The organism is Allobosea sp. GW821-FHT03A12 (genome assembly GCF_058986765.1).
Genome location: NZ_JBYSVZ010000001.1, coordinates 1,021,703 through 1,034,313 on the forward strand (window position 1 = coordinate 1,021,703; position 12,611 = coordinate 1,034,313).

At 67.7% G+C, this 12,611-nt stretch carries 8 protein-coding genes; 5 read left to right on the forward strand and 3 right to left on the reverse strand.

The annotated features are described in order from the left end of the window. Positions 1-51 precede the first annotated feature (51 nt). The 3 genes from AC3WLC_RS04825 to AC3WLC_RS04835 are packed head-to-tail and all read left to right on the forward strand — an operon-like array spanning position 52 to position 5,128. Positions 52-1,455, forward strand: a complete 1,404-nt coding sequence (locus AC3WLC_RS04825; RefSeq protein ID WP_493682797.1) for a hypothetical protein — start codon at positions 52-54, stop codon at positions 1,453-1,455. Then, positions 1,452-3,455, forward strand: coding sequence for a glycosyltransferase (locus tag AC3WLC_RS04830; RefSeq protein ID WP_493682798.1), 2,004 nt, complete (start codon positions 1,452-1,454; stop codon positions 3,453-3,455). The genes AC3WLC_RS04825 and AC3WLC_RS04830 overlap by 4 nt, the downstream gene beginning before the upstream one ends. Further along, positions 3,452-5,128: a Wzz/FepE/Etk N-terminal domain-containing protein gene (locus AC3WLC_RS04835; RefSeq protein WP_493682799.1), complete on the forward strand. Its 1,677-nt coding sequence runs from the start codon at positions 3,452-3,454 to the stop codon at positions 5,126-5,128. Before AC3WLC_RS04830 ends, AC3WLC_RS04835 begins: the two co-directional genes overlap by 4 nt. Positions 5,129-5,133: 5 nt before the next feature. Here the strand turns inward: AC3WLC_RS04835 and AC3WLC_RS04840 are convergent, their stop codons facing one another. The 3 genes from AC3WLC_RS04840 to AC3WLC_RS04850 form a co-directional block, all read right to left on the reverse strand. After that, positions 5,134-6,276 carry an acyltransferase family protein gene (locus tag AC3WLC_RS04840; protein ID WP_493682800.1) on the reverse strand — a complete coding sequence of 381 codons (1,143 nt, stop codon included), beginning with the start codon at positions 6,274-6,276 and terminating at the stop codon, positions 5,134-5,136. After that, positions 6,273-7,754: an oligosaccharide flippase family protein gene (locus AC3WLC_RS04845; RefSeq protein ID WP_493682801.1), complete on the reverse strand. Its 1,482-nt coding sequence runs from the start codon at positions 7,752-7,754 to the stop codon at positions 6,273-6,275. Before AC3WLC_RS04845 ends, AC3WLC_RS04840 begins: the two co-directional genes overlap by 4 nt. 94 nt (positions 7,755-7,848) lie before the next feature. Next, positions 7,849-9,825 (reverse strand): hydrolase, encoded by a 1,977-nt coding sequence (locus AC3WLC_RS04850; protein ID WP_493682802.1) that lies wholly within the window; start codon positions 9,823-9,825, stop codon positions 7,849-7,851. 262 nt (positions 9,826-10,087) lie between these two features. Between AC3WLC_RS04850 and AC3WLC_RS04855 the strand changes: the two genes are divergently transcribed. Continuing rightward, positions 10,088-11,437: an FAD-dependent oxidoreductase gene (locus tag AC3WLC_RS04855; protein WP_493682803.1), complete on the forward strand. Its 1,350-nt coding sequence runs from the start codon at positions 10,088-10,090 to the stop codon at positions 11,435-11,437. A 76-nt stretch (positions 11,438-11,513) separates the two neighbouring features. Beyond that, on the forward strand, positions 11,514-12,608 hold the full coding sequence (locus tag AC3WLC_RS04860) for a glycosyltransferase family 4 protein (RefSeq protein ID WP_493682804.1): 1,095 nt from the start codon (positions 11,514-11,516) through the stop codon (positions 12,606-12,608). Positions 12,609-12,611 lie beyond the last annotated feature (3 nt).

Genomic DNA, 12,611 nt, shown 5'->3' on the forward strand with positions numbered 1-12,611 from the left:
GTACGATCGGGGCGAAGGCGGGCAGTCACCACCGCGGAAGGCTCGGCTGCCATGAGCATCGAGCCAATCGGCGTGCTGACCATCCTGATCGGCCTGATCTGCCTGATGCTCGGCACGGGCGCGCTCGTCTACGGGCTCGCGATCATGGCGGTGCTCGGCGCCGCTGCGGCCATGCTAATCGGCGCCGCCAACATCCAGCCTGGGCATGTGATGCTGGTTTTCCTGGCTTTCGGGGTGCTGAGCCGCCGCCGCGAGGCCGCGGCCGCCCTTCGAGCCCTGCATCCGAACGAGCCCGGCTTCTGGTTCACCTGCCTCGTCGCCTATGGCGTCGCCAGCGCCTTCCTGATGCCGCGCATGTTCGCCGGCATCACCGAGATCATCCCGCTCGGAACCACAGCCTTCGACGATACGGGCTCGACGGTGCCGCTGGCGCCGGTCTCGAGCAATGTCACGCAGAGCCTCTATCTTTCTACCACGCTGCTCTGCCTGATCACGCTGACCGCCATCGCCGCGACACGCGAGGGCTTCTCGGCCGTCTTCAAGGCACTGCTCGCCTGCTGCGTCGCCAACACCGTCTTCGCCGTCCTCGACATCGCGACCTATGCCACCGGCACGCAAGAGCTGCTCGGCTTCATCCGCAACGCCCGCTACACGCTGCACACCGACTCCGAGATCGCCGGGATGAAACGGATCGTCGGCTCGTATACGGAGGCCTCGGTCTTCGCGCGTTCGACTCTCGGCGTGCTCGGCTTCACCGGCACCTTGTGGCTCTGCGGCGTGCGCCCCGGCCTTACCGGCACGATCGCCGGACTCTCGCTCGCCTTGATCGTCCTGTCGACCTCCTCGACCGGGCTGGCAGGGGCCCCGGTGATGCTGCTCCTGCTCTATGCCTTCGCCATCGCCCGGCTCGTGCTGGGCAATGCGGCGCGGCAGGCGACCATCTTCGCCCTCGGTGCGCCGGTCGTCGGGCTGTTGGCCGTCGTGTTGCTCCTGCTCGATCCCGACGCGACCGCTAAAGTCTACGGCTATGTCGACCTTGTCGTGCTCAATAAGGCGAGCTCCGATTCGGGCATCGAACGCAGTTCCTGGAACGTCATCTCCTTCCAGAACTTCCTCGACAGCTGGGGGCTGGGCGTCGGGCTGGGGACCGCGCGTGCCTCGAGCTTTGCCGTCGCGTTGCTCGCGAGCGTCGGGGTTCCCGGCGCGCTCTTCTACGCGGTCTTCGTCTTCGAATGCTTCCTGCGCCCGCGCGGCCAGCCGGGCAGCCTGGAGGCCGATGTCGCAGTCGCCACGCGCAATGGCTATGCCGGCCTGCTAATCGGCGATCTGCTCGTCGGCCCGATCATCGACCAGGGCTTCTTCTTCTGCATGCTGGCCGCGCTCGCGGCCGCGATCAGGCCACGAACCTCGAGCGTTCCCAGGCCTCTCCCTGCGTTCACCGGAGCGAGGATATGACCGAGACCTTCGCGGTGAACGGCCGCTTCCTGTCGCAGGCCATCACCGGCGTGCAGCGCTATACGCGCAACGTCGTCTCGGCCCTCGACGAGCGTCTCGCCGCGGCTGGCCGGAAAGCCATCCTGCTCGCGCCACGGGGCACCGATGCCATGGCCCTGCAGGCGATCGAGACGATCCAAGGCGGGCGACTGGCGGGGCATGGCTGGGAGCAGCTCGAATTGCCGCGGCTCTGGGGCGGGCGGCTCCTCAATCTCTCCAATACGGCGCCGGCGATGAAGGGCGACCAGATCGTCTGCATCCACGATGCCAATGTCTTCACGGCACCGGAGAGCTACAGCCGCGGCTTTCGCACCGCATACAGGACGCTGCAGCCGCTGCTGGCGCGCCGCAGCGCCCGGATCGCCACCGTCTCGCAGGCCTCTGCCCGGCAGCTGGCACGACACCTGCCGCTGCGCGCCGCCGATATCGCCGTGCTCCCGAACGGCCATGAGCACGCCCTTGCCTGGGATCCGGCCAAGGCCGAGCAGGCTCCGGCATTGCTGGCGGCGCGCGGCGCTGCCGAACGGCCTTTCGTCCTGGCATTCGGTTCGCAGGCGCGCCACAAGAACCTCGCCCTTCTCACCATGATCGCGCCGGCCCTTGCGGCGCTCGGCATCGACGTCGTCATCGCCGGAGGCGGCAACGGCATCTTCGCTTCGGAGCAGCTGGCGCAAGCCGCCAACGTCACCTTGCTGGGGCGGGTCAGCGACGATGACCTCGCCTTTCTGCTCGAGCGGGCGCTGTGCCTGGCTTTCCCGTCCTGGACCGAAGGGTTCGGCCTGCCGATCATCGAGGCGATGGCCCGCGGCTGCCCGGTCGTCTCCTCGAACTGTGCCAGCATGCCGGAGGTCTGTGGTGATGCCGCGTTGCTCGCATCACCTGCGGATCCGGCAGCGTGGGTCGAACACATCAGAACACTGGCGGGTTCGGCAACACTGCGGCAGGAGCTGAGCGGGCTTGGCCGCGAGCGCCTGCCGCTGTTCTCCTGGCGCAGCACCGCCGAGGGCTATCTGGACTTGGCGCAGTCGCCGAACGTGCGTCGCCCTGCTCCGGCGGCGCCGGCAGTCCCGGCACCGCGCATCGCCGCTGTCATCGCCACACGCGGCCGGCCGGAGGTGATGACGCAGACTGTGCTGCATCTGCTCGCCCGGCAGAGCCTGAAACCAGACAGCGTCATCGTCTCATGCATCGATCCGGCCGATGCCGGCGATCTGCAGGGGCGCAATGACGTCGTCGTGCTGACCGGACCGGCCGGGCTCGCAGCGCAGCGCAACACGGCGCTCGCGCATCTGCCGACCGGCACCGAGATCGTCGCCTTCTTCGACGACGACTTCGTCGCCCATGAGGACTGGCTGTCCACGGCCGCCCGGACCTTCCGCGATGAGGCCAGCATCGTCGCCTTCACCGGCCGGGTCCTGGCCGACGGGGTGGGCGGTCCCGGCATCGCGCTTGCAGAGGCGATGAAGCTGGTCGCGGCGCCCCCGGCGAGCGACTGGTCCTGGATCGAGCCCTACAGCCCTTACGGGTGCAACATGGCCTTTCGCCTCGCCAGCATCGGCGACCTTCGCTTCGACGAGCGGCTCGTGCTGTATGGCTGGCTGGAGGACCGCGACTTTGCGGGAGCGCTGGCCCGGCGCGGCGGCCGCCTGGTCAAATCCGCCGATGCGATCGGCGTCCATATGGGCGTTAAGGGCGGACGCATGGCCGGCGAGCGCTTCGGCTATTCGCAGATCGTCAATCCGCTCTACATGCTGCGCAAGGGCACGATGACGTTCGGCCAGGTCGCCGATCATCTCTTCCGCAATATGTCCGCCAATCTCGGTCGTTCGCTGCGCCCTGAGCCTTTCATCGATCGACGCGGCCGTCTCTGGGGCAATCTGCTCGGGATTGCCGACATCCTGCGCGGGCGCATGCAGCCCGAGCGCGCCGCCGCCTTGCAGCCGAGGGGGAAGTTCAGATGATGCTGGGAAAGCCGGGCGCATCCGGCGCGCCATTCCGTATCCTGCCGTTGCCGGACCCGGCCATGGCGCCGGTGAGCGATGGCCCGGTCGCCCTGCTGCGGACGATCGGTGCCGTCGGGCTCCGGCACAAGGGCAAGCTGGCCGTCTGGGTCGCGCTCTGCCTGGCGGCAGGCTTTGCTTATGTACGAACCACGCCGCCGACCTATAGCGCCGCCGCGACCGTGCTGCTCGAGCCACGCCGGCAGGCTCCCAGTTCGGCACGCGAGATCGCCGCGCCGAGTTCGCTCGACCTGAACGCCGCCGACAGCGAGCTGCAGGTGATCCGCTCCGAGCGGCTGCTGAGCACCGTTTTCGACGCGCTGGCTTTGGGCAACCATCCTGAGCTCGGGCCACAGTCGCCGGGCCCGCTGCAGGCGTTGAGCGGTCGTATCACGGCTACGCTTCGCGGTGCCCTGGCGGCATTCGGCATGTCCCAACCGGCGAGCCAGAGCACTGAAGCGTCGCTGCGTGTCGATCCGCGCCGCAATGCCTTCGAGAATTTCGCACGGCGCTTCTCGGCACGGCGCGTCGGCCAGTCCTATGTGCTGGAGATCGCCTATTCCTCGGCTGATCCCGACCTTCCGGCACGCGTCGCCAATGCGGCCGCATCCGCCTATCTGCTCCAGTCCGTCGCCTTCAAGGCCGACGCCGCCCGCAGCGGCGCGGAGTTCCTGCAGGGCAGGCTCGATACGCTCGCGACCCAGGTCAGAACCGCGGAGGCGGCTGTCCGCAGTGGCACGCTGCCGGCGCAGCCGATCCCCGATGCGGATGCCAGGGTCATCGGCGCCGCCCAGACGCCGCTCGGGCCTTCGGCGCCGCGCGGCAGTCTGATCATGGCGTTCGCCGGCGTCTTCAGCCTGCTCGGCGGCCTGTTCGTCGCCGTCCTCGCTTCAGTCTTCGATCGCCGGGTTCGCCTCCCGCAGGACATCCCGCGCGAAACGGGGCTGCCCTGCCTCGCCGTCGTCCCCCAGGTAGGTGGCTGGCGTGGGCAGTCACGTGCTTCCAGCGCGGACAAGTCGATGCTGGTCACGCGTGCGGATGCCGGCCCATTCGCGGTGGCGATACGTGACCTGCAAACCGCGATCGAGATCGCCTGGGTCGCGAGCCGCTCCCAGGGCAGCCCGGTCGTCGCGATCGGGTCCTGGCGGGCAGGTGTCGGCGCGACGCTGCTGACGATGAACCTCGCGCAGCTGATCAATCATCGCGGTCGTCAGGTCAGCGTCATCAGCCCGGATGCCGCCCGCACGCAAGCCGACCACGGCAATGAGGGGGCATCGCTGACCGATGTGATCGCTTCGGACAGCGCGGCGCCGGCGGCCTACACCAATGTCGAGGGGGTTGACATGCTGCCGATCCGCTCGGAGACGCCGCAGCTCAACCGGTTCGTCGATTTCCGGGACCCGCGCGCAGCGCTCGTCGTCGCCCAGGCGAGGCAACGCGGCGAGGTGCTGATCGACCTGCCGCCGCTCGGGGAATCCTCCGATGCCGTCGCGCTCGCGACCCATGCCGACATCGTCGTCCTGGTCGCGGCCGAAGGCACGACGACCCATGACGAGCTGAACGAGGCGCTCGGCACTCTTCAGCGCGCGGGCATCACCGTCATCGGCGCCGTGATCAATCGCAGCAGGCCCTGACGTGCTCAGCCGGCGGCGCCGCGCATGTCGCGGCGCCCGATCGCCATTGCCCGCAACCGCCGGCGCAAGCGACCGAGCAGGCCGAGGAACGGCCGCTCGAGCCAGCGCTCTGCGGCGTAGGCGATGGCGACCATGAGCAGGAGGCAACCGGCGATGAGGCCGGCTAGCACCAGCGCGTTGTCGCTTGCACGCAGATAGGCTTCCGCCACGACCGTATAGATCAGCGGAACATGGACGAGGTAGAGCGGGAACGAGATTGCGCCGAGGAAGCGCCCGGTCCGGCCCGATAGCCAGGCGACGAGTAGGCCGGACCGCATGCAGCCATAGACGACGAACAGCGCGCCGAGCGGGTAGAGCAGGCCGCCCTTTTTCTCCAGTGTCAACGCCTCCGGCAGCCAGTCGAGACCAAGCTGGCGCGCCGCATCGCCACTTTGCGAGCCGATGAGGAGGCCGAGTAGTACTGCAGGGATCGGCAGGGCCGAGGGCAGGTGCCCCGTTGCCCAGGCCTCGCGCAGGATGATGCCGAGCGGGAAGCAGACATAGTCGTAGCGCCGCAGGGCGATGAAGATCATGGCGCTGCCGATCGCGATCGCCAGTCTCGACCGGGGGCCAGCAAAAGCGCAAGCGACAAAGCACAGGATCGAACCGAGCAGCTCGGGCCGCATCGTCCACAGAACGTTGTTGAAGAACGAGCCGCCGCTGAGGAAGATCCCGGCCATGCCGTTGTAGATCGCGGCCGCCGGACCCGGGATGGCCTCCTGATAGGTCCAGCCGAGCCAGCGGCTGCCGGTGAGCGCGGCGAGATCCGTGGCGGAGCTTGGAAACAGGCTGAGCAACGACCAGGCCGCGAGCGTGCTGGCGGTTGCCGGAATCGCCAGCCGCAGATGGCGGATGACGACGTCGATCCAGATCGGATCGGATTTGCGCAGCGTCGCATTGGTCACAACGAAGCCGCTCAGCACGAAGAATACCGAGACCGCAAAGGTCCCGTTCCAGAGCACGGCGACGGGCGTATAGGCGAGCCAATGCGCGCCTGGCTGCTGCTCCGCCACGAGCCACGGCACCAGGGCCGACATTAGATGGAAGATCACAACCGCGACCGCCGCGACACCGCGGAGCCCGTCAAGATGGTCTAACCTCTGGCTCACCAGCCTTCCCCGGTCTTGGCAGCCCCGACCCGCGGTCGCCACCAGCGATCGGATAGATCAAGGCGCCCGGCACCGATTGCGAGCCGCATGCCGCAGGCGAGGAGGCCCAGCCCGTACAGCAGGGCACCCAGCGCTGCGATGGCGACGAGTTCGACCAGGGCAGGCAGGTGCCAGGCGGCGATGGCGCCGCGCAGTGCGAGCACTCCGGCCGTCATCACCGCGCCCGCGACGGCGATCTTCCAGAGATTGAGCAGCTGCTCGGCGATGCCGATCGCAAGCAGGCTGCGGAGCCAGCGCAGGAAGAAGACCGCCATGATCGCGGCCGCGACCAGGCGACCGGCGGCCATGCCGACCGCGCCCCATTGCAGGAAGCCGATGGCGACGGCGGGAACACGAATGGCGAGGTCGTAGAGATTGAGCCGGAAGATGACCTCGGGGCGGCCGAGTGCCAGGCTCAGCGAGTACAGCGTCTGGAAATAGGGCGTCGCCATCACCGAGAGCGAGAGCAGGCTGAGCAGCCAGTCGGCGCCATGCCATTTCGGGCCGAGTAGGACCTCGACGATCAGGTCTGAAGTCAGGGCGATCCCCAGGCTGCACGGCACCGAGGCGAGCATGCTGAAGCGCGCGGCCTTGAGGAAGGCGAGTCGCAAGCGCTGATCCTCGCCCTTGATCCTGGCGAAGGCGGCCATGATCGGCTGCAGCGCCGGCCCGATCAGGCTCTGGGTCGGCATCACCGAGAGATCGGCCGCAACGGCATAGCGCCCGAGCACCTCCTTGCTGCCGCCGAGCCCGAGCAGGATGCGATCGAACTGCCAGTTCACCGCGGAGACGAGCTGCGCGCAGGTGAACCAGCCGACGAAGCTCGCGAAATCCGACAGGCGGGACAGCGACAGGGCCGGGCGGTAGGGCGCGAGACGATAGGAGATGGCGCAGCCGAAGATGGGCGCCGCGATGAAGTTGACGACGAGCGCCCAGTAGCCACCGCCGAGCAGGAGCGTCGCAACGGCCAGGCAGAAGGCGGCGAGCTTGCCGCCGGTCTCCAGCAGGAAGTTACGCAAGAAGCCGAGCTCGCGGATGAACAGGATGAGGCCAGGACTGGCGAGGCCGCGCGCGATTGGCGCGAAGGCGAGCGCGAGGATCACCGGTACGAGCTGCGGGTCGCCATTGATCCAGGAGAATGGCCAGGCGACGGCAAGTAGCAGCAGCGCGATTGCGAGGCCCCGCAGCGCGCCGAGGGTGAAACCGGTGTCGAGATGGGCCTTGTCGACATGGGGGAGGCGGACCAAGGCCTGCGTCACCGGGATCTCGAGCACCATGTCGACGATCGCGACGCAGGACATGGCCAGCGCCGTCAGGCCGAAATCGGCCGGCGTCAGCAGCCGCGCCATGATCAGTAGCGTGAAGAAATCGATGAACCGGCCGAGAAAACGCGAGGCGACCAGCCAGCCGGCGCCCCGGAGGGCTTTCATCGCCAGCATGGCAGTCCGTCCGTGGCTTCAGCGCGCGCGTGCCGGTATCTGGCTCGCGCTTCGGCACCCGCCGTCGACATCGCCTGGCTCATGCCGTTCCGCATCAGCGATGGAATCCGGCGGAGAGCCCGCGCAGGGCATGAAAGGCTTCGAGCGCCGTCAGCAATGGCAGGCGCGCGCGGGGGAAGGCGCGCGCGATCGCGCCCTCGCGCCAGAGCTGGCTGCGGATCGATGCGAGACGGGACAGCGCGCCACCAGACAAGGCCTCGTGATCCCCGACGACGCCGGGTCGACCGAAGTCGACGGAACGCTCGCCGATCGCCAGTGCCGAGAGATCGGCCTCGATCGGACGGGTGACTGCCCGCCGGAGCCAGGGCCAGGCCCGAGCCGCATCGGCCATGATCGCTGCGCCACTGCCGACGCCGTCGATATAGGCGAGTGCGCCGGCCAGCAGCGGGTTGCCGATGCTGGGATCGACCGTGCCGAATGCGATGTCGCCGGCATTGCAGGTGACGTTGCCGTTGGTGCCTTCTGCGAAGGAACGCACCGACGGGATAGCCGGTTCGAACAGGCTCTCGATCAGCTGCCAATAGCGCAGCACCGTGGAACGGACCGCTAAGGGGCTGTAGCGATTGCGTTCGACCGCGAGCCCGACGACTCGCGGAAAGTGGTCCTCGCTTAGGCCCTTGTAGTTGCAGCGCGCCAGCTGGATGGTTTCGAAGCTCAGATCGGGCAGGCCGGCTGCGAGCAGGCGCTGCGTGCTGCCGTACAGTCCCGTATCGCACAGGATGATCCGCTTCGCGCCAGCGCAGGCCGAGGTAAGATGACGTCGGAAGAGCGCGTTCTGTCGATCGATGTCGGCCAGGATGTCTTCGCCCGCAGGCCGCCCGAGCATGGCGAAGAAGCGCTCGGGTGCGAACGGCTCGTCCCATGACTGGAGAAGCTCATAGCGCTTGCCGCCCAGCGCGGCTGCCACATCGGCGAAGCTGGCGCCGCGGAATTCGCGGCCGAGCTCGTCGAGTGCCGCTCCGCTGCGGGCCATGATGGCAGCCCGAGCCGCAACCAGCCGCGAAACCATCAGGTTTTCGCGCGGCAATGTAAGCGGCAGGCTCAGGCGCTCCGCCGCGCGCTCGAATGCTGCGCGTATGCCCAGGCCACCGCGCGCGCAGAACAGCAGGGCCGTATCTCCGCGCTTGCCGGCTTCGTCGGCGTAGAGCCAGATCGCCAGGCAGAACTCGGCCACGATCGGCCCGAGCACCTCGCGCCCGAAGTCATGGGGATCGCGGACCTGTTCCGCCGGCCTGCGTCCACGCGGCGGCCTTTGGCGCACGAGGCGGCCGAATTCGCTCGCCGCACCGTGCAGGCGCGACAGGCGGCGGCGCAGCTTGGGGCGCGGCAGATGGAGGGTCCGCAGGCCGAGCGCCGACGGCACGATGTGGTCGGCGAACTGGTCGTCGCCGACATGCAGGGTCCGCCGGGCATCGATCCCTTCGGCGGCGAGCACTGCGTGAAAGAGATCGCCGCGCCGTTTGGTCAGGCCGAGATCGGCGCTGGAGTAGATCCTGTCGAGCAGGCCGGGACCGTGGACATGCGTGACCAGCGCCTCAAGCGCCGCGGTCGGTAGCCCGATATCGCTGATCGCGACGACGCGGCGGCCCTCGCCGCGGCAGCGGCGCAGGAGCGCCGCAAGTTCATGGTTCGGCCGCAGTGACTCCTTTTCGATCGCGAGCTCGATCGCAAGACGGATCTTGCACAGCTCTTCCACTCGAGCGCTGGGCAGTCCGAGCATGACGAGCTGGCGCCGGACGACGTCATGCAATGCGACCTCGCCGTCTTGCTCGCCCATGTCGAGTGCGCGATAGGCAAGGCGCTGCGCTGCCAGGCGCGCTTCGACCAGCGAGCTCTCCGCAACCGTCAGGCCTTGTTCGGCCAGCTTGCGAGCGAAGCGTCGCTCGCCGGCGATGATCCGCGCGCGCTCGGAGCGGATGGTACGCAGTAGCAAGGTGTCGAACAGGTCGGTCGAGACCAGCGCGACCCCGTCCAGCAGCGTTGTATCGTCAGGATGTGGCAAGCCCGGCATCATACGCTCCGTGCTCAGACGCAAGAGTGGAGACCGTCGCGACAACGACGGCGGCATGCGCACGGCACGCCTTACGTAGATGAAAGCAGGGACCGTGCCAGTTCAGGGCGGGCATCTTGTTAAAATGCAGGTCAATTGCTCATTCGAATCGCAATCGCCGCGCGAATGAGCAGGAAAATTATCGCCGTGGTGACGAGTCTTGCTTTCAGCTGATCTTGCAGGCGACTAGCCTTGTTGCATGTCCGATCGATGGGGCTCGGGGATGGAAGAGACGGTCCAGCGGATCGATGATCCCGACAGCACGGCCGCCCGACACTGCGATGCGATCGTCCTTGGAGCGGGCGTCTCGGGCCTGGTCTCGGCCTCGGTGCTCGCCAATCAAGGCTGCAGGCGGATCATCGTCGTCGACGAATACGCGCATCTCGGAGGGAACCATATCGATTGGTCGTCCGGCGATTACACCTTCGACATAGGCAGCCTGATCTTCCAGGACGACTCGCCGCTGCTGCAGCATTTCCCCGAGCTGCTGCCGCTCTACGTGCCGATCCAGCCGCGTTGGGCCAGGCTGAATCCGCAAGGGCTGATCACCGCCTATCCGATCTCGGTGAAGGACGACATCCTGCGCGCCGGGCCGGCCGAGATTGCCCGGATCCTGGCGTCGGCGGCCTATGCCCGCCTGTTCAAGCGGCGCATGCGCAACGCTCGCGAATTCGCCCGTCACTGGATCGGGGCGAGGCTGCTGCACCGCTCGGGCCTCGATGCCTATATGACCCGGTTCTATGGCATCGCCTCCGACCGGATCGGTATCGAACTGGCCCGCAAGCGCATGCAGTGGATCAGCGAGCACGCCTCGCTGCGCGCCATCCTCGGCCGCCTGCGCCGGACGAAGCCGCAGGCCCCGGCCAACCGGCAGATGGCGCGACCACGCGAAGGCTTCGCCACCCTCTACGCTGCGGCGGCCGCATCGCTGACGGCGCGCGGTGCCAGCTTCCTGCTGGGCGCAAAGATGGATCGGATCGAAAAACTCGGCAATCGCTTCGTGCTGTTCCGCGAGGGGCAGGCGATCGTCGCCGATCGCATCGTCTCGACCATTCCGATCCAGCGCCTGCAGGCGCTCTGCAACCTGCCCGTTTCACAGGAACTCGAGACGATCACGCTGCTGGCACTCTATTTCAGCTTCGACGGCACGCGCGGCTTCGACGAGGAGATCATCTACAATTTCTCTTATGATGGCGCTTGGAAGCGCCTGACGATGTATTCCGATTTCTACGGCCGCGTGCGGGGACGCGAATATTTCGGTGTCGAGGTCATTGCCAACCATGTCGGCAAGTCGATCGCCCGGGCCGAGGCGGATTTCCGCAGCCATGTCGCGGCGAATGGGCTGTTCCGCGGCGATCTCAGGCTCGAAGGTGGCCAGTTCCTCGACAATGCCTACCCGATCTACCGCAATGGCGCCGACGAGAGCGCCGCCGAGGCGGTCAAGGCGCTGAAGGAATTCGGAATCGAGTCCTTCGGGCGGCAAGGCGGCTTCAATTACCAGCCGACGGCACGGGTCTCGACGATCGAGGCCGAGGCGGCACTGCGGACCGCCGCGACGATCCCGGCACGGTAAATGCAAGGCTCGCGGGGCCCAGCGGCGCAGAGGCGCGAGCGCAGGCGAGTTGCGGTCCGAGCATCGTGATGGGCCCATGCGTATCCTCCATTTGCTGAATCACACGACGCAGTCGAACGGCCATGTCCACGCTGCAGTCGACCTTGCCTGCGAGCAGAGCCGGCTCGGCCATGTCGTCGCCGTCGCCAGCGGTGGCGGCGATTTCGATCGCCTGCTTGTCCGCAACGGCGTCAAGCTCTTCACGATCGACCATCAGCGCAAGGCAACGACGCTCCTGGGGTCGGCCTGGGCCCTCCGGCAGGTCGTGGGCAATTTCAGCGCCGACATCGTCCATGCCCATATGATGACCAGCGCGGTCCTCGCCTGGCCGGTCTGCAAGCTCGCCGGCATCCCGCTGATCACGACTGTTCACAATGAGTTCGAGAAGAGCGCCATTCTGATGGGCCTCGGCACGCGCGTCATCGCGGTCAGCGCCGCGGTCGGCGCCTCGATGCGCCGGCGCGGCATCCCAGCCGGCAAACTGCGCGTCATCCTCAACGGAACCATCGGCTCCGCCCGCCTGGCGAACCGCGAGACTACCCCGGTCACGCTCGCTTCGCCGAGCCTCCTCTTCGTCGGCGGGCTGCATCCGCGCAAGGGCCTGGCCGATCTCTTTGCCGCCTTTGATCAGGTCCACCGCCAGCACCCGCAGGCACGCCTGCACATCGTCGGCGACGGGCCTTTCGCGCAGACCTATCGCGATATGGTTGCCGGTCTCTCCTGCCATGAGGCCGTGCGCTTCGAAGGCAGCAAAGCGGACCCTTTTCCCTGGATGCGCGGGGCCGACATCTTCGTGCTGCCTTCCCATGCCGACCCTGCGCCGCTCGTCCTGCCGGAAGCGCGGGAGGCGGGCTGCGCCATCGTCGCGACCCGTGTCGACGGCATTCCCGAACTGCTCGAAGCTGGCGAGGCCGGCGTGCTGGTCCCGCCCCGCGACTCCGATGCGCTTGCCGCCGCCCTGTCGAGGCTGATCGCGGAGCCCGATGCGATCAGCCATTGGCGGGCGCGCAGCCAGTACCGGGTCGACCATCTCAGGATCGCGCGCGTCGCCCGCGAGACGCTTGATCTCTACGACGAGGCAGCCCTGCAGCTGGGTCGCAAAGTCGGATCGGCCTTGCCCCGTACGGGGTGAAAG